This is a genomic window from Nocardia cyriacigeorgica, from assembly GCF_010858045.1.
Taxonomy (GTDB): Bacteria; Actinomycetota; Actinomycetes; order Mycobacteriales; family Mycobacteriaceae; genus Nocardia; species Nocardia cyriacigeorgica_E.
The window spans coordinates 1-23363 of record NZ_JAAGVC010000055.1 but is presented as its reverse complement, the minus strand read 5'-3'; the positions used below and the strand labels follow the sequence as shown (position 1 = coordinate 23363).

At 68.6% G+C, this 23363-nt stretch carries 21 protein-coding genes and 1 tRNA gene; 11 read left to right on the top strand and 11 right to left on the bottom strand.

The genetic code is table 11. From position 1 onward, the window contains the following. Positions 1-3: 3 nt before the first annotated feature. The 4 genes from cydB (at position 4) to GV790_RS31420 (ending at position 5450) form a co-directional block, all read left to right on the top strand. A complete protein-coding gene (gene cydB / locus GV790_RS26875) occupies positions 4-1038 on the top strand; it encodes a cytochrome d ubiquinol oxidase subunit II (RefSeq protein ID WP_163817265.1) in 1035 nt (344 codons plus the stop codon). Positions 1039-1041: 3 nt separating this feature from the next. After that, positions 1042-3015, top strand: coding sequence for a thiol reductant ABC exporter subunit CydD (gene cydD, locus GV790_RS26870; RefSeq protein WP_163817263.1), 1974 nt, complete (start codon positions 1042-1044; stop codon positions 3013-3015). Further along, positions 3012-3197 carry a hypothetical protein gene (locus GV790_RS26865; protein WP_163817261.1) on the top strand — a complete coding sequence of 62 codons (186 nt, stop codon included), beginning with the start codon at positions 3012-3014 and terminating at the stop codon, positions 3195-3197. Before cydD ends, GV790_RS26865 begins: the two co-directional genes overlap by 4 nt. A gap of 249 nt (positions 3198-3446) precedes the next feature. Beyond that, entirely contained in the window at positions 3447-5450 is a 2004-nt protein-coding gene (locus GV790_RS31420; protein ID WP_375139431.1) for an ATP-binding cassette domain-containing protein, read from the top strand. Between the two features lie 309 nt (positions 5451-5759). On the opposite strand, the gene GV790_RS26845 is transcribed toward GV790_RS31420, so the two are convergent. The 6 genes from GV790_RS26845 to GV790_RS26820 form a co-directional block, all read right to left on the bottom strand. Next, the gene (locus GV790_RS26845; RefSeq protein WP_163817259.1) at positions 5760-6467 is read right to left on the bottom strand and encodes an FABP family protein; all 708 of its coding nucleotides are present in this window, start codon (positions 6465-6467) and stop codon (positions 5760-5762) included. Between the two features lie 238 nt (positions 6468-6705). After that, positions 6706-7011 carry a DUF1416 domain-containing protein gene (locus tag GV790_RS26840; protein WP_048832701.1) on the bottom strand — a complete coding sequence of 102 codons (306 nt, stop codon included), beginning with the start codon at positions 7009-7011 and terminating at the stop codon, positions 6706-6708. 5 nt (positions 7012-7016) lie between these two features. Beyond that, complete coding sequence (locus GV790_RS26835) at positions 7017-7850, bottom strand: sulfurtransferase (RefSeq protein WP_163817257.1); 834 nt, start codon at positions 7848-7850, stop codon at positions 7017-7019. Positions 7851-7879: 29 nt separating this feature from the next. After that, on the bottom strand, positions 7880-8368 hold the full coding sequence (locus GV790_RS26830) for a DUF4395 domain-containing protein (RefSeq protein ID WP_163817256.1): 489 nt from the start codon (positions 8366-8368) through the stop codon (positions 7880-7882). Positions 8369-8659: 291 nt separating this feature from the next. Then, the gene (locus GV790_RS26825) at positions 8660-9094 is read right to left on the bottom strand and encodes a thioredoxin family protein (RefSeq protein WP_163817254.1); all 435 of its coding nucleotides are present in this window, start codon (positions 9092-9094) and stop codon (positions 8660-8662) included. Further along, positions 9091-9894: an LmeA family phospholipid-binding protein gene (locus tag GV790_RS26820; RefSeq protein WP_163817252.1), complete on the bottom strand. Its 804-nt coding sequence runs from the start codon at positions 9892-9894 to the stop codon at positions 9091-9093. The genes GV790_RS26825 and GV790_RS26820 overlap by 4 nt, the downstream gene beginning before the upstream one ends. Before the next feature lie 148 nt (positions 9895-10042). Here GV790_RS26820 and GV790_RS26815 point away from each other — a divergent pair, with 148 nt between their 5' ends. The 6 genes from GV790_RS26815 to pstB all read left to right on the top strand — a co-directional run bounded on the left by GV790_RS26815 (position 10043) and on the right by pstB (position 16003). Then, on the top strand, positions 10043-10807 hold the full coding sequence (locus GV790_RS26815) for a winged helix-turn-helix transcriptional regulator (RefSeq protein WP_163817250.1): 765 nt from the start codon (positions 10043-10045) through the stop codon (positions 10805-10807). A gap of 109 nt (positions 10808-10916) precedes the next feature. Further along, positions 10917-11843, top strand: coding sequence for a mycothiol synthase (gene mshD, locus GV790_RS26810; RefSeq protein WP_375139430.1), 927 nt, complete (start codon positions 10917-10919; stop codon positions 11841-11843). Positions 11844-12126: 283 nt separating this feature from the next. Then, a complete protein-coding gene (gene pstS, locus GV790_RS26805; RefSeq protein WP_163817248.1) occupies positions 12127-13236 on the top strand; it encodes a phosphate ABC transporter substrate-binding protein PstS in 1110 nt (369 codons plus the stop codon). 91 nt (positions 13237-13327) lie between these two features. After that, positions 13328-14302, top strand: coding sequence for a phosphate ABC transporter permease subunit PstC (gene pstC, locus GV790_RS26800; protein ID WP_228806918.1), 975 nt, complete (start codon positions 13328-13330; stop codon positions 14300-14302). Continuing rightward, positions 14302-15207, top strand: coding sequence for a phosphate ABC transporter permease PstA (pstA, locus tag GV790_RS26795; protein WP_163817244.1), 906 nt, complete (start codon positions 14302-14304; stop codon positions 15205-15207). Before pstC ends, pstA begins: the two co-directional genes overlap by 1 nt. A 19-nt stretch (positions 15208-15226) precedes the next feature. After that, a complete protein-coding gene (gene pstB / locus GV790_RS26790) occupies positions 15227-16003 on the top strand; it encodes a phosphate ABC transporter ATP-binding protein PstB (protein ID WP_163817242.1) in 777 nt (258 codons plus the stop codon). A gap of 226 nt (positions 16004-16229) precedes the next feature. On the opposite strand, the gene phoU is transcribed toward pstB, so the two are convergent. The 3 genes from phoU to dusB form a co-directional block, all read right to left on the bottom strand. Beyond that, entirely contained in the window at positions 16230-16886 is a 657-nt protein-coding gene (phoU, locus tag GV790_RS26785) for a phosphate signaling complex protein PhoU (protein WP_163817240.1), read from the bottom strand. A 90-nt stretch (positions 16887-16976) separates the two neighbouring features. Further along, positions 16977-18680 carry an LCP family protein gene (locus GV790_RS26780; RefSeq protein ID WP_280210777.1) on the bottom strand — a complete coding sequence of 568 codons (1704 nt, stop codon included), beginning with the start codon at positions 18678-18680 and terminating at the stop codon, positions 16977-16979. A gap of 1010 nt (positions 18681-19690) precedes the next feature. Then, entirely contained in the window at positions 19691-20836 is a 1146-nt protein-coding gene (gene dusB / locus GV790_RS26775) for a tRNA dihydrouridine synthase DusB (protein WP_163817278.1), read from the bottom strand. Positions 20837-21038: 202 nt separating this feature from the next. Between dusB and GV790_RS26770 the strand changes: the two genes are divergently transcribed. Then, complete coding sequence (locus GV790_RS26770) at positions 21039-21653, top strand: hypothetical protein (RefSeq protein ID WP_163817238.1); 615 nt, start codon at positions 21039-21041, stop codon at positions 21651-21653. 72 nt (positions 21654-21725) lie between these two features. Here GV790_RS26770 and GV790_RS26765 read toward each other — a convergent pair whose 3' ends face one another. Both GV790_RS26765 and GV790_RS26760 read right to left on the bottom strand, forming a co-directional pair. Then, entirely contained in the window at positions 21726-22697 is a 972-nt protein-coding gene (locus GV790_RS26765; protein WP_014348908.1) for an acyl-ACP desaturase, read from the bottom strand. Positions 22698-23201: 504 nt separating this feature from the next. Beyond that, positions 23202-23274 (bottom strand) — tRNA-Lys (locus GV790_RS26760). Positions 23275-23363: the final 89 nt, after the last annotated feature.

The following is a 23363-nucleotide window of genomic DNA, read 5'->3' as shown; positions in this document are numbered from 1 at the left end:
ACGATGGATCTGCAAGAGTTCTGGTTCGTTCTGATCGGCGTGCTGTTCACCGGCTACTTCGTGCTGGAGGGCTTCGACTTCGGCGTCGGCATGCTGATGCCCGTGCTCGGGCGTGGCTCCGATACGCGTCGGCGCGTGGTGCTCAACACCATCGGCCCGGTCTGGGACGGCAACGAAGTGTGGCTGATCACCGCGGGCGGCGCGATGTTCGCGGCGTTCCCCGAGTGGTACGCCAGCCTGTTCTCCGGGTTCTACTTCCCGCTGCTGTTGCTGCTGGTCGCGTTGATCCTGCGGATCTGCGCCATCGAATACCGCGGCAAGATCGACGATCCGGTCTGGCGGGCGCGTTGCGACCTCGGTATCGGCATCGGTTCCTGGGTGCCCGCGCTGGCCTGGGGCTGGGTCTTCGCCAATATCGTGCGCGGCGTCCCGCTCGACGCCGACCACCAGATGACCGGATCGCTGCTGGATCTGCTCAGCCCGTACGCGCTGCTCGGCGCCCTCACCACCGGCCTGCTGTTCGCCTTGCACGGCGCGGTGTTCCTGAGCCTGAAAACCGGCGGTGAGGTGCGCGCGGACGCCATGCGCACCGGCAGGCTGCTGCTGGCTCCCACCGCGCTGGTGGTCGGCGGGTTCGGGCTGTGGACCCAGCTCGCCTATGGCGCCGACTGGACCTGGATCCCGCTCGGCCTCGCGGTGCTCGGACTGGTCGTCGCTGCCGCCGCGCACTTCGCCGAGCGCGACGGCTGGGCGTTCACCGGCACCGCCCTGGTGATCGTGGCCGCCTCGGCGCTGCTGTTCGGCTCGCTGTTCCCGGACGTGCTGCCCTCGACCATCGACCCCGCGTTCAGCCTGAACGTCGACAACGCCTCGTCCACGCCGTACACGCTGAAGGTGATGAGCTGGGCGGCCGTCATCGTGACGCCGGTGGTGCTGATCTACCAGGGCTGGACCTACTGGGTGTTCCGCAAGCGGATTACCGTTGAGCAGATCCCGCCCGGTATCGGTTTGTCGCGCCGTCCCGTCGTCGAGGAGTAGGTCATGGCCCGCCGCCCGCCCGTCGACCCCCGTCTGTGGCGGTATGCGCGTTCGGCGCGGCGCTACCTGGCGCTGAGCGTCGGGCTCTCGGTGCTGACGACCATCGCCATCGTGGTGGCCGCGGTGATGATCGGTCGGGTGCTCGCCGGAGTGATCACCGATCCCGGCGCCCGCGAGATCGGCAGGTGGAGCGCCGAGTTGGTCGTGCTCGCGCTGGCCATCGCAGGCCGTGTGCTGGCCACCTGGTGGCAGGCCAGGATCGCGCACCGGGCAGGCGCCTCGGTGGTCGCCGAACTGGAACAGTCGGTACTGGCGGCGGGGGCGCAGTTGCCGCCGCGCGAACTGGAATCGCGCCGAACCGAATTGGCAGTGGTGGTCGGCACCGGACTGTCCGGGCTGCGCGGCTACCTGGTCGGGTACCTGCCCGCGCTGCTGCTCGCGGTGTTGGTGCCGCCGGTGGTGTGGATCGTCATCGCGGCCCATGATCTGACCTCCGGCATCATCGTGGTGATCACGCTGCCGCTGATCCCGATCTTCATGATCCTGATCGGCCTGCTCACCGAGGGCCGTGCCCGCGCCACGCTCGACGCCACCACGCGGCTGTCGGATCAGCTGCTCGATCTGTTCGCGGGTATGTCGACGCTGCGTGCGCTGGGGCGCGAGAGCTCGCATGGTGGTGACACCGATCCCGCTGCGAAGCTGCCGCCGGACGGACAGCCGCGCACCATGGCCGGCCGTGTGCAGGAGCTCGGCGATGCCCTCCGGCACCGCACCATGTCCGCGCTGCGCATCGCGTTCCTGTCCTCGATGGTGCTGGAAATGCTGGCGACGCTGTCGGTCGCGCTGATCGCCGTCTCCATCGGGCTGCGGCTGGTCTTCGGTGAGATGAGTTTGTACGCGGGCGTCGTCGCACTGGTGCTGGCGCCGGAGGTGTACCTGCCGCTGCGCACCGTTGGCGAACGATTCCACGCGGCGCAGGACGGAATGGCCGCGGCGGACAAGGCTTTCGCGGTGCTCGACCCGCCGGATGTCGCGGTGGGGTCGGAAGACGTCGACGCGGAGGTACGGCCGGTTCCCGCCGGGGTGGATCGCAGCGCGGAGGCCGGCGGGTCGGGGAGCTCGCATCTGGAGCGCCCCGGCGTAGGCGACGAGCAGCGGGCGGACCGTGGGATCGGCGATGCCGGCGGGACGGTCGATGATGCCGCTCGCCGCCGAGATACGGGTCGCCGCGGCTTCGAGGAGATCGCCGAACACGGTTCGGGCGTGGACCCCGGCAGCGCGGGGCGCATCGAACTGGTCGATCTCGCCGTCCGCGCGCGAGACGGCATGGCGCCCGATGGGTTGTCCGCGGTCCTGCACCCGGGGTCGGTCTCGGTGCTCACCGGGCCCAATGGCTGCGGGAAATCGACGGTGCTGCAAGCGGTTCTCGGATTGATCGCGCCGGATCGCGGCAGGGTGCGGGTGGATGGAATCGACATAGCCGACCTCGACCCGACCCAGTGGTGGTCGCGGGTGGCGTGGCTGCCGCAGCGTCCGGTGCTGGTGCCGGGCACCCTGCGGGAGAACCTGGAGCTGCTCGGCGCCCGCATCACCGAATCGCAGCGCAGGCAATCCGCTCGGGTGCTCGGCGAACTCGACGCGGCATGCGCGGCGACCGGTTTCGATGCCGTGCTGGACGAGCTCCCGGACCGCTGGGACACCCGCGTCGGCGCCGGCGGGGCCGGCCTGTCCCTCGGCCAGCGTCAACGCATGGCCCTGACCCGCGTGCTGGCCGCCGACCGCCCGATCCTGCTGCTCGACGAACCCACCGCCCACCTCGACGCCGACAGCGAAGCCACCGTCCTCGCCGCCCTCACCGCCCGCGCCCGCGCCGGTGCCACGGTCGTCATCGTGGCCCACCGCCCGCCGCTGCTCGCGATCGCCGACACCGTCATCGAGGTGCCGGCCGCTGCCCGCCCGCAGGAGGTGGCGCTGTGAATGCTGCACCGCACGCCCGTGGTCGTCGTGGCACGCTCGGCCGCAGTGGTGTCCTCACGCGGAGTTCGGCGCTGGTGATCCCACGGCCCGCCGAGCATGGGCGGCGCAATGTGCGCAGGCGCGGTGCCGATACCGTCATCGAGGTGCCGGCCACCACCCGTCCTCAGGAGGTGGCGCTGTGAATGCTGCACCGCACGCCGTGTGTCATCGCGTGCTCGGCCGCAGGGGTGTCCTCGCGTGGGGTTCGTCGCTGCTGATCCCACCGCCCGCCGCGCAGGGCTCGGGTGAAGCGCAGGGTGCTCACGCGGTTCGGGTTCGGCGGTGCGATGTGCCTCCGATGATGCGCCGGGTCGACTGCGGCGAGGCCGGCCTGCCGCTGCCGATGCGAGTGGAGCGGCATCATGGGTGAACTCATGCGTGACATGCGCGGAATGTGGTCGATGCTGCGGCTTTCGCCGTGGCGGGTGGCCGTGGCCGTTGGCTGGGGCGTGCTGGCGTTGGGCAGCGGTCTGGCGCTGGCGGCGCTGGCGGCGTGGTTGATCGCGCGGGCCTGGCAGATGCCGCCGGTGCTGGATCTGACCGTCGCGGTGGTGGCGGTGCGGGCGCTGGGCATCTCGCGCGGGCTGTGCCGGTATCTGGAGCGGCTGGCCACCCACGATGTGGCCTTGCGGGCGATGACGACGGCGCGGACCACCACCTATCGCACGCTGGCGCGGTCGAATCTGTGGCTCCCGCGCCGGAATTCGGTGCCGGCAATGAACGCGCGTGCACTCCGGGCCACCGGAAGCCGGCGTGGTCACGCCCTGACGGCGGACGCGCACATGAATGGGCGAGCCGGCACTGCGGGCCCGCTGGACGGCCAGGACTCGTCGATAGGCCCGCTGAACAGTCGAGGCTCATCGACGGGCCCGCAGACCAGCGCGTACTCATCGACGCAGCCGGTCGAGAGCTCGGCGCCGCCGGCAGATCGATCGCCCACCCAGCTGCGGCGCGGTGACCTGCTGGTACGCGTCGGCAGCGATATCGACGACCTCGGCGCCGTGGTGGTGCGCTCCTTCGTGCCGGTCGCGGTGGCGGCGATTCTGTCGACCGCGGCCGTGGTGCTGCTGGGCCTCATTTCGATCGCCGCCGCCGCGATCCTCGCTGTGGCGCTGATCGTTTCGGGCGTCCTCGCGCCGTGGCTGTCGGCCAGGGCGGCGGCCGCGGCCGAGCGGGCAGTGCGCGCCGACCGCGCGGAGTTCACCGCGCAGGCGATGACCATCCTGGATCATGCCCCCGAACTGCGGGTAGCGGGCCGTCTGGACGACGCCATCGCCGCCGCCTCCGCCGCCAGTGAGCGCGCGGTCGCCGCCGAAGACGCCGCCGCCTCCCGCAGCGCCTGGGCGGCCGCCGCCACCCCGCTGTCCATCGGGGCGAGCGTGCTCGGCGCCCTGCTCATCGGCATCACCCTCTACGGCCCGAACGGCGGTGCTCCCGGCGCCATGACCCCGATGGCCCTGACCATCCTGGTCCTGCTGCCACTCTCGGCCTTCGAAGCCGTCGGCCCGCTGCCGGCCGCGGCCCAAACCCTTACCACCGCCCGCGCCGCATACACCCGGCTGAACGCGGTGGGCGCTTCCGGCAGCCCCGCGTCGGACAACCCAGGCGACGTCGTGTCGCCGCAGTTCGGCGCCCAGACCGGCAGCGATGGGGCGCGACCGCCGGGCCGAAGGGCGCTCGACTCCACCGCGAGCGCGGCCCCACCCCACCCCGGGGCGACCGCACTTCATCAGCCGACGTCGACGGACCGGACGGAGGCGGGCCCGCTCCCCGGCCCGGCGGGTGACTTCCCCGAACTCCCGAACGCCCACCGCGTCGCCATCACCGGCCCCAGCGGCGCGGGCAAAACCACCCTGCTGATGGCGTGGGCCGGCCTGTTCGGCACCCCGGTCCCCGGCGTGACCTTCTTCGCCGAGGACGCCCACCTCTTCGGCACCAGCGTGCTGGAGAACCTGCGGGTGGCGCGCGGCGATCTCACCGCCGAGGAGGGCGAACGCGCGCTGCGGGCAGTGGGTGCCGGGCCCTGGCTCGACTCGCTGCCCGAGGGCATCCACACCGATCTGGTCGGCGGTGCGGCGGCCGTCTCGGGCGGTCAGCGTCGCCGGATCCTGCTCGCGCGGGCGCTGATCTCCCCGGCGCGGGTGCTGCTGCTCGACGAACCCACCGAGCACCTCGAGGCCGCGGCCGGCGCGGAGCTGCTGCGCGCCCTGCTCGACGTGGACAGCGGCCTGGTCGACCCCGGGCGCGTCGTAGTGGTCGTCACACATCAACTGCCGCCGGGCCACCGCGCCGATCTGGTCCTGCAGGTGGACGCATCAGGGCAGGTCAGCGTGGTTTCTGGCAGGCAGGAAGGCCCGTTGTCCGCCCCGCGCGAAATTCCGTTGCCGACATCCTGACCGGTGGCTAGATTCGTCGGTACACAAGGAAGGAGGTGGTCTGAAGAATGTTTGACTCTTGGACACGTGAGGTGGCTGCCCGCTAAGGCACCACCGCTGTATGGATTCATTCGGCGAGTATGTGCTGATAGCGAATCCCAGGCAGTCACCCGACCCCCGAGTCCCCGATCTTGTCCGATCGGGACCGATGTGCTCCGGCACAGCGGTACGGCTCGGGGGTCGTCCCATATCCGGGACACGAAAAGAAACTCAGCCGGGGAAACAAGAAACGCGGCACCCGGATCGGGTACCGCGTTCGAGGCGCACAGCTCAGCCGATATACCGCTGCAACCGCGCCGACAGCCGGGGCTCCAGCGGCCCGTCGGCCACCACCCGCTCCTCGACGTAGGCCAGATCTCCGCCCTCGACGATCCCGTACAGCCGCTTGGCGCCGCCGACGACCACTCCGGATTGGCTGCGGATCACCACATCGGTGGCCAGCTCCCACGACGACTGGGTCAGCGCTTGACCGTAGAACAGCTCGACGATGCCGGAGCTGTGCGTCAACAGCAGTTCGATGACCTCGTCGTCGGCGTCCGTGCCGACCCGCCAGTACCCGCTCTCGCGCAGATCGGGGCCGCCGTAGGACCCATCGGATTCGATGATCCAGGAGCGGGAGTCCCAGGCCAGGAAGTCGCCGCCGTCATGGGAGACGATGATCTGCTGGCCGAAGCGGTAGTCGCCGCGCTCGGGGTCGTTGCCCTCGCCCTCACCGCGCCACACACCGACCAGCGGCAGCAGTGCGAGCATGGCCGAGCTCAGATCCGGCCCGAGCCGCAGATTCGCGGTGTCCTCGGGCAGCGGCAGATCCGGCAGCACCGGGATATTGCGGGCGCCGGTCGATTTCGCCCGCTCGGCGGCGTCGGCCACCGCCTGATCACCGCTACGGCGCTCCGGCTGCGGGGCCGGAGCGTTGCCGTTCATGTTCTCACTCGCGTGCTCGGCCGGATCGGAACCCTCGCTCGCGAGATCGCTCATGATTCGGTAAAGAGCCGGTAGAAGACGTACAGGCCGAACCACCCGATGAGGATGGACACGGCCACCAGCAGAATCTCGAAGAAGAGGACCACATCTGGAGTCTAGCTATTGCCGTGCGGCGATACGCAAACGACCCCGGCGGCGTCGCCCCCGGCGGTGCACACAGCCTCCGGCCGACGCACAGCGGCCCCGCAGCCTCCTCGTGACGAAGGCTGCGGGGCCGCTGAAGGCCGCGAGATTACTTCGCGACCGCGACGTCCACGCTGTGGATGCCCGCGCCCTCGGGGCGGACCTCGGCCGAGCCGTTGCCCGCCGAGCTCAGCGCGCGCACGGTCCACGAACCCGGCGCGGCGAAGAACCGGAAGTCACCGGTGCCCGACGCCACGACCTCGGCGGTGAAATCACCGTTGCCGTCGAGCAGGCGCACGAACGCGCCGCCCACCGGCTGGCCGTCGGCGCTCAGCACGCGGCCGGTGATGACCGTTTCCTTCTCCACATCCACCCCTGCCGGGATGGCCTGACCCTGGGTAGGTGCTGCACACATATTGATTACGCTCCCAACTCGATCGGTGCGCCGACGAGCGAACCGTATTCGGTCCAGCTGCCGTCGTAGTTCTTGACGTTCTGGTGGCCGAGCAGCTCCTGCAGCACGAACCAGGTGTGCGAGGAACGCTCACCGATGCGGCAGTAGGCGATGGTGTCCTTGGAGCCGTCGAGGCCGGCTTCGGCGTAGATCTTGGCCAGCTCGTCGTCGGACTTGAAGGTGCCGTCCTCGTTCGCGGCCTTGCTCCACGGCACATTGATGGCGCCGGGGATGTGGCCGGGACGCTGGCTCTGCTCCTGCGGCAGGTGCGCGGGAGCCAGGATCTTGCCGGAGAACTCGTCAGGGGACCGGACGTCGACCAGGTTCTTGGCGCCGATGGCCGCGATGACCTCGTCGCGGAAGGCGCGGATCGACAGGTCCGGAGCGGACGCCTTGTACTGGGTGGCCGGGCGGCTCACCGGTTCGGTGGACAGCGGGCGGCCGTCGAGTTCCCACTTCTTGCGGCCACCGTCGAGCAGCTTGACGTTGTTGTGGCCGTACAGCTTGAAGTACCAGTACGCGTAGGCGGCGAACCAGTTGTTGTTGCCGCCGTAGAGGATGACCTCGTCGTCGTTGGAGATGCCGCGCGCCGAGAGCAGATCGGAGAACTGCTCCTGGTTCACGAAATCACGACGAACCTGATCCTGCAGGTCCTTCTTCCAGTCGAGCCGGACGGCGCCCTCGATGTGACCGCCGTCGTAGGCGGAGGTGTCCTCGTCGACCTCGACGAAGACCACGCCGGGGGCGTTGAGGTTCTCTTCGGCCCAGTCAACGGAGACCAGGACATCGGAGCGGGCCATGTTGTTCCTTTCGGTGGTGACTTGCAGGGTCAGTTCGGTGCCGGGGTCCGGCGGAAACGGGCTACCAGGGGATAGATCTTGCAGCCAAGGCAGATCCCGAACGCCGCGTTCAGGAACGCGGCGAACAGTGCGAAGCCGGCGAAGAGCGCGCCGACCACGGGGGCGCCGAGCACGAAGCCCAGCAGGCTCACGGCCGCGAAGGCCAGGCCGAGTAGTTGGGCGAACCGCAGCGGGGCTTCGGGCTCGGTCTCGGTGACCGGGCCGGAGCGCGGGGCGATGAGGTTCGCGTAGATGCGGCCGTACGGGTGCCGTTTGGGCCCGTTGACGGCGCCGAGGGCGAAGACCACCGCCTGGGCCGCGATCAGCACGGCGGCGATCGCGGGGGAGAAGGCGGCAGCGATCAGCACCAGAACAAGGACGCCGGTGGTGACCCAGGCGACGAACCGCGGTCCGCGGACGTCGACGTGGCCGTCGGGGATGGTCCTGGTTTCGGAAGTGTTGAGGGAATCGGTGGACATCGTGCGTACTCCTGCGCTCGAGGTGCTGTTCGGCGGGAAATTTGCCAATTCGCCGGGGGATCAAGGGATCTCTCGCGCGGCGAACGCTGGTCGGCGTCAGGAAATCTGAGCGGGCCGACCGATCAGCGGCACAGGCAGCAACAACCACCGAGCCGGCACAGATCAACTGTGCGGCGTCGGGTGAGCATCAGCTCGCGGTGGGTTTGCACGGAAGGCAGTTTACCCAATTCCCGGGGAGAATTGGACCCCGGGTTGATCAGGAGGCTTGCTCCGCAGGTCGGCGGCGGGTTTTCAGACCGTCAACGGGGTGAGCGCACTACGCAGATCGCCGACCTGCGGCACACCGGAGATGCGGAAGCGTTCGCGACCTTCGGCGTCGAAGACGAATGTGGTGGGCAGCGACATCACATTGAGGGCCTTGGCCAGGGTCGGGTCGGCGTCGATATCGACCTCGATATCGCGCGGCGGCTGCGGTGAATCGGCCAAATCCTCGGTGACACCGGCGACTACGCGCCGCACCGCCGTACACGGACCGCACCATTCGGCGGAGAAATGCAGTACGGCCGGGCCGGATCCGGTGATGCCCGCGGCGGCCAGCAGTTCGGCTCGCTCGTCGGTGTCCTTGTCCAGGGTGGCCGGGCGGACGGTGCCGTCACGGCCGCGCAGGTACAGCCCGACGGCGATGCCGGCCAGCAGCATCACCACCAGGATTGTGATTTCGATCATTGTCGCCGCAATCTGTCGAGATCGATCGTCACGTTCTCACCCTCGCCCTCGACGACGATCTGGCCGCCGAGCGCGAAGACCTCGGTGGGCCGGATGCCGAACGGAAGTTCCTTCGTATCGATGGTACGGGTGAATCGGGCCAGCACCGCGGGAGCCTCGTCCTCGGGCACCACCACGCTGGAGGTGTCCTCGGGGCCGCGGTAGAAGCCGGTCGCGATGACGCGGATCTGGTCGCCGTCCAGCAGCAGATCGGCCTGCACGCTGACTCGTTCGCCGGCGATCTTCGCGCCGAACTGCCCGGCGGGCGCCTTGGGCAGGGTGCCGGTCAGCACCAGTGCGCCCGCGGTGGTCATCCCGGAACCGCCCGAGCCACCGGTGCCATCGGATTTATCCGCGGGCCGGGAGTGAACTTGCAGGTCGGGGATGCCGAAGAGGCGGCCGAGTTCCACCGGTTCCACCCGCATGCGCACGTCGACGTGGTCCACCGGCACGCTGCGCACCCGGCCGTCGACGAGGTCGCCCAGCGGCAGCCGCATCCCGGTCAGCGTCGCCTCGACGGCGATCTCACCGGGGATGTCCGGCCGCATGCTGCGTGCGGTGATCTGGATGTTGTCGTAGCGGCCGTTGTACGCCTGACGCAGGAAGGGGAAACCGTGGAAGGTCACTTCGGGGTCGGCGCTGAGATCGGCGCCTTCGCGCAGGGAGCGGGACACGCGGTACTCCGAATACGCGGCGGCGCCGAAATCGATGACCACCGCCAGTCCCGCGAGACACAGCAGCCCGATAATCAGCTTGCGCATGGAATGAACAGTAACCGGACCGCTCACCCGGATGACAAGCTCATCGGCGCATACGCGCTAATCTTGCATCCGATCACCTGTGACCAGCGACGTGGCACGCGGCGACGATGCCGGGCTTTCGCGTAGCTACGAAATGGGAGGAGTGCTTGTGGAGCTGCTCCTGCTCACATCCGACCCCAACCCGGAATCGGTGCTGCCCTCGCTCGCGCTGCTGGCGCATACCGTCCGGCCCGCCCCGACCGAGGTGGCCTCGCTGCTGGAGGCCGGGACCGCCGATGTGGCCCTGGTCGACGCGCGCACCGATCTCGCCGCCGCCCGCGGGCTGTGCCGGCTGCTCGGCAGCACCGGTTCGTCGGTGCCGGTGGTGGCGGTGCTGACCGAGGGCGGCCTGGTCGCCGTCAATGCCGACTGGGGGCTCGACGACATCCTGCTGCCCGGCACCGGCCCGGCCGAACTCGATGCCAGGCTGCGGCTGCTCGTCGGCCGCAACGGCGGGGTGGCCAGCCCGGAGAGCACCGGCAAGATCACCCTCGGTGAGCTGGTGATCGACGAGGGCACCTACACCGCCCGGCTGCGCGGCCGTCCGCTCGATCTCACCTATAAGGAATTCGAGCTGTTGAAGTATCTGGCCCAGCACGCAGGCCGGGTCTTCACCCGCGCTCAGCTGTTGCAGGAGGTGTGGGGCTATGACTTCTTCGGCGGTACCCGCACCGTCGACGTGCATGTGCGGCGGCTGCGCGCCAAGCTCGGCAGCGAGTACGAGTCGTTGATCGGCACCGTCCGTAATGTCGGATACAAGGCGGTGCGGCCCGCGCGATCCAACGCCAAGGGGGAGGCTCCGGCCTTCGCCGAGGAGGAGACCGACGGCTCGGACGGCACTCCGCTGGCGCCGGTTAACGGTACCGCTCAATAACGGCACGTTAGATAACGAACCGCTCACCAACGGTGGGAATTGTCCGTTTTGCCGCTAAGTTGGCGGTAGCGCGACCCCGGAATCTCCGACGACACAGTGGATGGGTGGTATGCGAGTGAGCGACATGACGATGCGCTGGAGCGACCGGCTCGACGCCGGATCGGCCGAGCAGGTGCGTGCGCTGCTGGAACGGGCGGCCGAGGCCGACGGTGTGGCCGCCGTCTCCGAACAGGCCGTGTTGTCGCTACGGGAGCCGGGTGCGGCTCGCCACCTGCTGGGTCTGCGCGACGAGACGGTGATCGGCTACGCCAACCTGGTGCCCGCGCGGGGTGAGCATCCGGCGATGGCCGAGGCCGCCGTCGATCCCGCCGCGCGCGGTATCGGCTACGGCACCCAACTGGTGGCCGCGGCGCTGGAGGCAGGCGGTGCGGGCGCGCGGGTGTGGGCGCACGGCAACCTGCCCGCCGCGCGGGCGGTATCGGCGCGGCTGGGCCTGGCGATCGCGCGCGAACTGTGGCAGATGCGTCGCGATCTGGCTACCGAGGAGCTACCGGAATTGACCGTGCCGCAGGGCATTCTGCTGCGCACCTATGCCGGTCCCGATGACGACGCCGAGCTGCTGCGGGTCAACAACGCCGCCTTCGACTGGCATCCGGAGCAGGGCGGCTGGACCGAACGCGAGATCGCGCTGCGCCGGGACGAGCCCTGGTTCGACCCGGCGGGGCTGTTCCTCGCGGTGGACGCGGGCGATCCCGGACGGCTGCTGGGATTTCACTGGACCAAGGTGCACACCGAGCTCGATCCGCCGCTGGGCGAGGTGTACGTGGTCGGGATCGATCCGGCCGCGCAGGGCCGCGGCCTCGGTCGCCTGCTGACCCTCGCCGGACTGCACTACCTGCGCGATCGCGGGCTCGGTGCGGTGCTGCTGTACACCGAAGCCGACAACGCCTCCGCGGTGCACACCTACACCCGGCTCGGCTTCTCCGTCGCCCATGTCGACGCCGCCTACGCGGCCGGCGCGAGCGCCGATCGGTAATCCGGACGAACCGGACACGAGCACCCAACCCAACTGAACGGTAATCGGACGATTCGGGGAGTTCGAGTAAATGTGGGGCAAATGTCACACCGGTCAACGCCGTTATCGCCGGGCTGTTCACTTTCCGTTCACTCAGCCTGGTCCAACTGTCAACCGGGCGAATCTACGTTACTTGTGGGCAGCACGCGCTGCCTGGTGCGCAAGTTCCCCGCGAACCGCACCACATCACCCGCCCGGGCCGGTGAGGGGCCGGGCGAGTAGTTACGCAACATGCGGAGGAATTGTGAAGTTCAAGCGCAGCAGCGCACTCGTCGGTGTGCTGGCCGCCGGTGCCATGACGCTCGCCGGATGTGGCAGCGACGACAACACCACGGCCGGCGGCACCGAGGCGAACACCAACGTCGCCTGCGGTGGTAAGGAATCGCTGAAGGCCAGCGGCGCGTCCTCGCAGAAGAACGCCATGGAGCGCTTCACCGCGGCCTACGAGGCGAACTGCGACGGCCAGACGCTCAACTACACCTCCAGCGGCTCCGGCGCGGGTGTCAGCGAATTCATCGGCGGCCAGACCGATTTCGGTGGCTCCGACTCCCCGCTGAGCGCCAAGAAGGACGAGCCGGCCAAGGCTCAGGAACGCTGCGCCTCGCCGGCCTGGAACCTGCCCACCGTCTTCGGTCCCATCGCCATCACCTACAACATCGACGGCGTGACCGACCTCGTGCTGGACGGCCCGACCGCCGCCAAGATCTTCAACGGCACCGTCAAGACCTGGGACGCCCCCGAGATCAAGGCGCTGAACCCGAACGCCGCGCTGCCCGCCGAGCCGATCGCGGTGATCTTCCGCAGCGACGAGTCCGGCACCACCGACAACTTCCAGCTCTACCTGGACGCCGCCTCCGACGGTGCGTGGGGCAAGGGCGCGGGCAAGGTCTTCGCCGGCGGCGTCGGTGAAGGCTCCAAGGGCAACGAGGGCACCTCGGCCGCGGTGAAGAGCACCAAGAACTCCATCACCTACAACGAGTGGTCCTTCGCCAAGGCGCAGAACCTGTCCATCGCCAAGGTCATCACCTCGGCGAGCCCGGAGCCGGTGACCCTGTCGGCCGAGTCGGCCGGTAAGGCCATCGACGGCGCGAAGATCAAGGGTGAGGGCAACGACCTGGCCCTCGACACCTCCTCGTTCTACAAGCCCGCCCAGGCCGGCGCCTACCCGATCGTGATGGCGACCTACGAGATCGTGTGCTCCGATTACGCCGACGACTCCGTCGCCACCGCCGTCAAGGCGTTCCTGACCTCGGCCGTCACCAACGGCCAGGAGGGGCTGGAAGAGGCCGGGTACATCCCGATCCCCGACCAGTTCAAGACCAAGCTGACCGCCGCGATCAACGCCATCTCCTGATCGTCAGCCAGCCATGACCGTGCACCCTGAGGTGGCCCCTGCCGGTTCGTCGGAGTCGACGAGCCGGCAGGCGGCTGGAGATACTGCGCCTATGTCGAGCGAACCCAAGCCCGAGACACCATCTGTCAAGGGACGACAGCCCCACAGTCAGCGGGCCGAAACGATCTTCCGGTCGCTGGCGACGGCAGCGGGCGCGACGATCGTCGGCGCCATCGCGCTGATCGCGCTGTTCCTATTGATTCGCGCGGTTCCCTCGGTCATGGCCAACGAGGCCAACTTCTTCACCAGCGCCGAGTTCTCCACCACGAACGCCGACCACCTGCGGTTCGGTATTCGCGATCTGTTCATGGTCACGGTGCTGAGCTCGATCTTCGCGCTGATCGTCGCGGTGCCGATCGGCGTCGGCATCGCGCTGTTCCTGACCCACTACGCGCCCACCCGGATGGCGAAGCCGTTCGCGATGCTGATCGATCTGCTGGCCGCGGTGCCATCGATCGTGTTCGGCCTGTGGGGCTTTCTGGTGCTCGCACCCCAGATCGAACCGGTCCAGCGGTTCCTCAACGAAAAGCTGGGCTGGTTCTTCCTGTTCGCCGAAGGCAATGTCTCGATCTCCGGTGGCGGCACGATCTTCACCGCGGGCGTGATCCTCGCGGTGATGATCCTGCCGATCATCACCTCGGTCTCGCGTGAGGTCTTCGCGCTGACGCCGGTCTCGCATATCGAAGCAGCGCAAGCGCTCGGTGCGACCAAATGGGAAGTCGTGCGGATGACCGTGCTGCCCTACGGGCGCAGCGGTGTGATCGCCGGATCCATGCTCGGCCTCGGCCGCGCCCTCGGTGAGACCATCGCGGTGCTCATCGTGCTGCGCACCGCCGCCCAGGCCGGCAACTGGTCGCTGTTCGACGGCGGCTACACCTTCGCCTCCCGGATCGCCGCCTCGGCCGCGGAGTTCAGCTCCGCGCTGCCCACCGGCGCCTACATCGCGGCAGGCTTCGTGCTGTTCGCCCTGACCTTCGTGGTCAACGCGCTGGCCCGGCTGGCCTCCGGCGGAAAGGTCAACTCGTGATGACTACCACGACGACGCTCGACAAGCCGGTCAAGGCACCCACCTTCCGGCATGTCAGCACCGGCCGCCGGATCCGCAACAACATCGCCACCGGGCTGATCACGCTGTGCTTCGCGATCGCGCTGATCCCGCTGGTGTGGGTGCTGTGGATGGTGATCAGCAAGGGCATCGAGGCGATCGTTGCCCCGGAATGGTGGACCAACTCGCAGAAGGGCGTGCTGCCCGACCAGACCGCTGGCGGTGTGTACCACGCGATCTACGGCACCATCGTGCAGTCCGCGGTGGCCGCGATCATCGCGGTGCCGCTCGGCATCATGGCCGCGATCTACCTGGTCGAGTACGGCCGCGGCCGGCTGGCCAAGGTGACCACCTTCATGGTCGACATCCTCGCGGGTGTGCCCTCGATCGTCGCGGCGCTGTTCATCTTCGCGCTGTGGATCGCGACCCTCGGCTTCCCGCAGAGCGCGTTCGCGGTCTCGCTGGCGCTGGTGCTGCTGATGCTGCCCGTGGTGGTGCGCAGCACCGAGGAAATGCTCAAACTCGTCCCCGACGAACTGCGTGAAGCCTCCTACGCGCTCGGAGTGCCGAAGTGGAAGACGATCATGCGGATCGTCATCCCGACGGCGCTGCCCGGCATGATCAGCGGCATCCTGCTCGCCCTCGCCCGCGTCATGGGTGAGACCGCGCCGGTGCTGGTGCTCGTCGGCTACAGCAAGTCGATCAACTTCAACGTCTTCGACGGCAATATGGCCTCGCTGCCGCTGCTGATCTACCAAGAGCTGGCGAACCCGGAACCGGCGGGCCGGCTGCGGGTGTGGGGCGCGGCGCTGACCCTGATCCTGATGATCGCGCTGCTGTATCTGGCCGCTGCCGCGGTCAACAAACTGCTCACGCGGAACCGATAGAAGCGAACGGATACCCACGATGGCCAAGCGGATCGATATCAAAGACCTGAACATCTACTACGGCAAATTCCACGCCGTGGCCGACGTATCCCTGACCGTGCTGCCGCGCAGCGTCACCGCCTTCATCGGACCGTCGGGTTGCGGCAAGTCCACCGTGCTGCGTTCGCTGAACCGGATGCACGAGGTCACCCCGAGCGCCCGCGTCGAGGGCGCGGTGATGCTCGACGGTGAGGACATCTACGGCTCGCAGATCGACCCGGTCGGGGTGCGTCGCACCATCGGCATGGTCTTCCAGCGCCCGAACCCGTTCCCCACCATGTCGATTCGCGACAATGTGGTGGCCGGGCTGAAACTGCAGGGCGTGCGCAACAAGGCCGAACTCGACGAGGTCGCCGAGCGCTCGCTGCGCGGAGCCAACCTGTGGAACGAGGTCAAGGATCGCCTGGACAAGCCGGGCGGCGGCCTGTCCGGTGGTCAGCAGCAGCGTCTGTGCATCGCCCGCGCCATCGCGGTCTCGCCCGATGTGCTGCTGATGGACGAGCCCTGTTCGGCGCTGGACCCGATCTCCACCCTGGCGATCGAGGACCTGATCACCGAGCTGAAGAAGGAATTCACCATCGTCATCGTCACGCACAACATGCAGCAGGCCGCGCGTGTGAGTGACCAGACCGGCTTCTTCAACCTCGAGGCCCAGGGCAAGCCGGGCAAGCTGATCGAGATCGACGACACCGAGAAGATTTTCTCCAACCCGTCCCAGAAGCAGACCGAGGACTACATCTCCGGCCGCTTCGGATAGAGGTAGGTCCCCGTTCCGGGGCGGCAGGAGACAGCCGCCGGTCCGGGACGGCAGGATGCGGAGAGGGCCCGCGCAAACAGCGCGGGCCCTCTCTTTTTGCGTACCGCCACAACTGATTTCGTGCGATCCGGGTTAACTCCCCGGGTACGAGCGAAGCGACCCGAGACCAACCGCCGACGCGTCGTCAGTGGCGCCTGAGGCCGGCCGAGAATCCCGGGGGAGGCGGTCAAGCGTCTTCGTCCGGCGGCAGTTCACCGGTGACGAGGAAGATCACCCGGCGGCCGATCTCGACGGCGTGGTCGGCGAAGCGCTCGTAGTAGCGGCCGAGCAGCGTGACATCCACGGCCGCGGCGACGCCGTACTTCCAGTCCCGGTCCATCAGCAGGGTGAACAGGTGGCGATGCAGATCGTCCATCGCGTCGTCCTGCTGGTTGAGCAGCGCCGCACGTTCCGGGTCGCGGGTCTCGAGCACTTCCTTGGCGCTCTCGCCCATGCTGACCGCGATCCGGCCCATCTCGGCGAAGTAGCCGTTGACCGACTCGGGGAGCGCGTGGTTCGGATGACGCCTGCGAGTCACCTTGGCCACATGCAGGGCAAGCGCGCCCATCCGGTTGACGTCGTTGACGATCTGGATCGCGCTCACCACCTGCCGCAGATCACCCGCGACCGGGGCCTGCAACGCGAGCAGCGCGAACGTTCGCTCTTCGACGTCGGTGATCATCTCGGCGATCCGGTCGTGTTCGCTGATGACCTCTTCGGCCAGCGACAGGTCGGCCTGGAGCAGCGACTGGGTGGCCCGGTCCATGGCCGAACCCGCGAGACCGGCCATCTCGCCCAACAGTTGAGCGAGACCGGCCATTTGCTCGTTGTAGATGACACGCATGAAAACTGACACTAGTTCGCGGCGCTGTCCAAGTCACGAACAGCGGGTGAAATGCCGGGGCCGGGCGCGGCGAAGATCGCTGGAGCCGCCTCAGGCGCAGATATCGTCCGCGGCGTTGATGTGCTCCAGGTCGGCCGGCAGCGCGGTCTGGCTCGGGCTCGTGGGGGCGGCCGCGACATCGGTGATCGCCCCGCCCACCGCGGTCGGTTCGTTCACCACACCCTGGTAGTCGGAGCCGAGCACCACCTCGACGATGCTGCCGAGACTGGCGTCGTCGGCGGCCGACATCGTCGCGCCGGGAATGGCGCTGGCGACGGTGGCCGCTTCCGCCTCGTAACCGGTCGCGTAACGCACGATGGTGGTCGCGGAGGTCCCGCCGTCGTAGTTGCCGGTGCTGTAGATCGGGAAGCCGACGTTGTTCAGCTTGGTGGCCACCGTGCCGGCCTGACCCTTGATACCGGAACCGTTGGACACCTGGAGCGAGACCGTGCTCGGATCGACCGCGACATAGGACGGCGGCTCGGCCGGGGCCGGATCGGGCGGGGTCGGTGCGGCCGCGCCGGGCTTCTCACCGGGCAGCGGGCGGTCATCGCGGATCGCCTTGAAGATGGCCTTGATGTCCGATTCGCGGGGGATCTCGTTGCCGTAGGCGGTGGTACCCGAGGTCGGAATCGTGAGGAAGGTGACGGCGCCTGCGTTCACATCCGCCAGCGACCGGCCGAGGGTCAGCAGATCGTCGGGCTTGACCTTGTCCACGAACGTCGCCTGGGTGAAGGCCTTGATGAAACCGTTGAGCTTGCCGAGGTCGAGCAGGACCTTGCTGGACAGCGCGGTGCGCAGCAGCGACGCCAGGAACTTCTGCTGGCGGTTGATGCGGTCGTAGTCACCGCGGATCTCGCCGTAGACCTTGCGGGCGCGCACATAGTTGAGTGCGGTCGCGCCGTTGATGGTCTGCTTGCCGGCCTTTTCCAGCACGGTGCCGAGCTCGTCGTCGATCAGCGGCTCGTTCGTGCAGACCTGGACGCCGCCGACCTGATCGACCATGGCTTCGAAGCCGGCGAAATCGATGCCGATGAAGTGGTTGATGGTGCTGCCGGTCAGGCGCTGGATGGTCGAGACCAGGCAGCGCGGACCGCCGAGGGCGTAGACCGCGTTGAGCTTGTCGCCGATGAACGGGGGGAAGGTCTCCTCGGTGTAATCGGCCTTCTCGTTGTCCCAGCCTTCGCATTCGGGTCGCGCGACATCGAGATCGCGGGGGAAGGACACCACAACCACGCGCTGGCGGTTCTTCGGAACGTGCACGAGCAGCACCGTGTCGGCGCGGGCGCCCTCGGCGTCCTCGATCGTCCCCGCGCCTAATTTGCCGTTGGCGCCCGCCCTGGTGTCGGTGCCGACGATCAGATAGTTCTCGTCGCCGAGCTGGGCATTGCCGTCGATGACGTCGGAGGAGTTGTCGCCGAGCGCGGAGACCTGGTTGAAGCTGTTGCCGCTGGCGCGCAGATAACTCCAGCCACCGCCGGTGATCAGCAGCGCGACGGCGGCCGAGATGGCCAGCGCGGCGCGTCCGGCCACGCGCGCACGGCGATGTTTGCGCCGCTTGCTCTCCGCGAGCCGGGTGCGCCGCGGCGCACCGACGGCTTCCGGGGTGGCGGTATCGGTGGTCGGCCAGGCGCCGGACTTGCCGCGTGACTTGCGCGGCCGCTCGGTCTCCTCGACCGGCGCGATGACGTCGGTGACGACTTCGGGCGGCTCCTGGCCACGCCGGCCCGCGGCGTCCGCGATGTCCTGAACCACCGGCGACGCACCGGTTTTGCCCGTGCCGCGGCCGGGTGTGCTGCCGGATTGCCGGCCACGGCCGGACCCGGCTGCGGCTGCCCCCGAAACAGCGGCGGCGGAGCCCTGTGGACGCCGCTTCGGGTCCGGGCGCTCGGGCCCGGGCTCCGGATCGCCGGGCCGCCGAGCGCTCTCGGGGCGGCGGCGCATCGCGCCGGTCTCTCGTCCGCGATGAGGGGCCTCGGCGGGATGACGAGGGGCCTCGGCCGGCGGGCGGCCGGTCTCGGCGGACTTGCGCGCGATATCGGCGGCCAGGGGATCGACTGCCCGGCGCTGGGTCGGTTCGCCGCGGCGCTGGGCCTGCCGCCTGTTGTCGTCGGGCGGGGGCGGGGCGGACGGGTGCTGGTTCGGCGCGGGGCGGCGCTGGGGCGGCTCCGCCGCAGCGGGTGGTGGGACCGGCCTCGACTGTCGCGCACTCGGAGCGGATCGCTGTGCTGGTGGAATCGGCTGACGGGAGGCGGTATCGGGACGCTGCGGCTGCGCTTGCGGCGCCGGGCGTCCTTGGGGCTCAGCGCGACCGGGCTCGGCCGATCGGCGCCTGCTGATGCGTTCGCTGTCGACCCGGTTGACCAGATCCTGCACCGAGATCGCGGTGGATTCGGAGTCCGCGGGGTCGGCGTGACGGGCTCTGCGTGGCGCGTCGGAGCCGTCCCGTTCGGGGGAACCCGCCGCGGGATACCGCTCCCACGGGGCGCGACCTCCGGGCCGTGGCGAATGCCCGTGCCGATCGTCACCCACCAACGAACCTCGCTTTTCGTTCTGCCTCAGTGCCCGGCCCGACTGCTGTGTTCCAGTCTTACCGCTGTTCGGCCGGGCGTCGCGCTGTTGCCGCCGCCTCCGGCCGACCGAAGTGATTCCGCAATGATAACGATTCCGCCACGGTCGGCCACCCGACGAGAGCCCGACTCGGCCGAAACGTCATATGCCGAAGCGAATGCTGAATGGTTGCCGCAGAGGTATCGCCGGGCGGATCACCCGCCGCTGTGCATCAGGTCGGCGCCGGCGGGGACGGCAGGATCGTCGGGATCGTCGAGCCAGCCGTGCGGCAGCGCCACCTTGCCCGGCGAGCCCTGGCGCCCGCGCGGGCCCTCGGCGTCACGGGGGAACGGCACGGCGGGGTCGAGCTGACCGATGAGGTCTTCGAGCTGCACCAGACTCGACACCGTCGCGAAGGAGCGGCGCAGATCGGCGCCGACCGGGAAGCCCATCAGGTACCAGGCCATATGTTTGCGCAGGTCACGCATGGCTTTATCTTCGCCGAGATGCTCGGCCAGCAGCGCGCCGTGCCGGTACAGCACCTGGCCGACGCGACCGAGGTTCGGCGGCTCGGGCAGCGGTTCGCCACGCAATGCGGCCTGCAATTCGGCGAACAGCCACGGCCGCCCGAGGCATCCGCGCCCGACCACCACGCCGTCGCAGCCGGTCTCGGCCATCATCCGCACCGCGTCGTCGGCGGAGAAGATGTCACCGTTGCCGAGCACCGGAATCGTGGTGACGGCCTGCTTGAGCCGGGCGATCGCCGACCAGTCGGCCTGCCCGGAATACCGCTGGGCGGCCGTGCGTGCGTGCAGAGCGACGGCCTTGGCGCCCTCCGCTTCGGCGATCCGGCCCGCGTCCAGGTAGGTGAGGTGGTCGTCGTCGATGCCGATACGGAACTTCACCGTCACCGGGACCCCGGCGGGCTCGGCCCCGGCCACCATCGCGCGCACGATCCTGGCGAACAGCGCTCGCTTGTACGGCAGCGCCGCGCCGCCACCGAGCCTGGTGACCTTGGGGACCGGGCAGCCGAGGTTGAGGTCGATGTGATCGGCCCAGCCCTCGCCGACGATGATGCGAACGGCCTCGCCGAGCGTCGCCGGGTCCACGCCGTAGAGCTGCATCGACCGCGGATGCTCGTCCTCGTCGAACGACATCATGTGCAGCGTCTTCTCATTGCGTTCCACCACGGCCCGCGCGGTGATCATCTCGCAGACATAGATCGAGGTGGGGCTGCCGAATTCGCGGCAGAGTTTGCGGAACGCCAGATTCGTGATTCCGGCCATCGGCGCGAGCACGACCGCCGGATCGACCGGATACGGCCCGATCCGCAGCCCGGTGCTCAGCTCGCTCGTCGTCATCGTCACGCCCTCCAGTGTCTCATCCGTGCACTACTGCTCACCGCGACGATCGGCTCACACCCGGGTGTTCGGCGTTCGGCCGGTCAGATGGTGTATGTGACCCTCGGTTCGAGGTACTTGTGACCAAGTCGTTAGCCTGGTGTCCGCAAGGCATCGCCGCCGGGGAGTTTGTGCGATGCGGTATGCGATCGAAAGAGGATCAATGACCGAGCACTCCGGAAGCGGCGCCACCGCGACCATCGACAAGGAAGCCGACGCGGCTCCGACGGCGCCGACACCCGATAACAACCGGCCTGGCACCGTTTCGGTGCAGGTCTCCACCATCGTCCGCGGCGCCGTCATCGGCGCGCTCGCGATCGCCACCGTGGTGTTCGCGGTGCTGTGGTGGTCGGCCCGCGGCGACGTCGCCGATCGGGAGGCCCGCGAGGCGGCCGCGGCCCGCGCCGAACAGGTCGCCACCGACTACGCCGTCGGCGCGGCGACGGTGAACTACCAGGACATCAATGGCTGGGTGGGCAAGCTCAAGGCAGGCACCACCGATCAGCTGGCGAGCAAGTTCGACAGCACCGCGCCGAAGCTCGAGCGCATCCTGGTCCCGCTGAAGTGGACCTCCACCGCGTCGCCGGTCACCGCGAAGGTGATGTCGGAGCAGAACGGCATCTACCAGGTGAGCGTGTTCGTCAACGTGAACTCCACCAATGCTCAGACTCCGGAAGGCGCGCAGACCACCGTCAGCTACAGCGTGACCCTCGATGAGAACTCCGGCTGGAAGATCACCGATGTGGGCGGCGTCGACGGTGCGCTGCCGCTGAAGTAGCAGCCACTCGGAACGCGAAAGCGCCGCCGTCCGATCCGGACGGCGGCGCTTTCGTCTGCTGTGACTCGCGGATCAGCTCGCGGCCGAGCTCGCCAGTTCGCGTTCGCGCTTGGCGGCCTCGCGGGCCAGCATCCGGTCGCGCTGCTCTTCGAACTTCACGACGTCCTTGCCCAGCTTCTCCAGGAAGTTGCCGAGGCGTTCGCGGACGGCCTCGCCGCGCGGGGTGAAGTCGGTGCGATCGAAGATGTTCCACTTCTTCAGCACCGGCTCCACCACGTCCTCGAGGTGCTGGCGCAGATCGTAGATGCCGTGCTTGGCCATCAACACGCCGTTGCGGCGGAAGTTGGGCATACCGGCGCCGGGCATCTGGAAGTTCTCCAGGATGAGCGTGATGGCTTCGAGCGTCTGGTCGGGCGCCAGATCAAGGGCCGCGCCGCACATGTTGCGGTAGAAGATCATGTGCAGGTTCTCGTCGGCGGCGACGCGCTGCAGCATGCGGTCGGCGATCGGGTCGTCGCAGACCTTGCCGGTGTTGCGGTGCGAGACGCGGGTGGCGAGTTCCTGGAATGTGACGTAGGCGACCGAGTGCAGGAAGCCGGCGTCGGCCTCGGCGGGGGAGGCGAAACCGTTGGTCATGTGGATCATGCGCGCTTCTTCGAGCGCGACCGGGTCGACGCCGCGGGTGACCACCAGGTAATCGCGCATCACGATGCCGTGGCGATTCTCCTCGGCGGTCCAGCGTCCGACCCAGGTGCCCCAGGCGCCGTCCTGGGAGAAGTTCTCGGCGATTTCCCGGTGGTACGAGGGCAGGTTGTCCTCGGTCAGCAGGTTGGTGATCATCGCTGCTTTGGCGACTTCACTCAGCTTCGACTGTTCCGGGTCCCAGTCGACGCCACCGAGTGCGGCGAAATTGCGGCCGTCGTCCCACGGGACGTAGTCGTGCGGATGCCATTCCTTTGCCAGGGACAGGTGCCGGTTGACGTTCTCTTCGGCAACCGGCTCCAACTCCGTCAGCAGCTCGAGTTGAGTCAGATCCCTTGCCATGTATCAGCCCTTCATCTATGCGGTCTTGCGGGTCGCCCCCCTCAGGTTTGACCGTTGCCGATGCGGCCATACCTTACGGCACCGTAGGTGTGATGCGAAACGCATCCAGTCACGGAATTCTCGGGGTGATGGACGTCATACGCCGTCGTTGGCGCTCGGCAACTACTAGCGAGTGTAGGACTTCGCTCCGCAGCGAGGGGTCTATCGCCGCGCCCCGCCCCGGCGTTAGCCGACCAGGTGATCTTGTGCGGTATCACTCAGATGGAGCGTGCGGTGGCGAGGTCCGCGAACTCCGGCCCCGCGATCCGCCGCCGCATGGGCGAGGACCTACTTTGCCCCATTTCTGCCCCACGCCCGCCCCGGATGCTGCCCCGCGCCCACGACGTCCCGCTCGCCCACGGACCTGCGTCGGGCCGCCCGGCAGTACGGAACCACCTGCGGCGGTGCGGATTCGCCCCCCGGAAACACCTCGGGCGCCCGATGTGGAACCGGGCGCCCGTGCGGTGCCCCCACCAGGGCTCGAACCTGGGACCTGCGGATTAAAAGTCCGTAGCTCTACCAACTGAGCTATAGGGGCGCGGTTGGCAAGTGTAATGGGCAGGCGTGGTTTCTCGTAACCGGGGGCGGTGGTGAGTCGTCGCGGGCGGACGGGGTGGTACCGGGGCC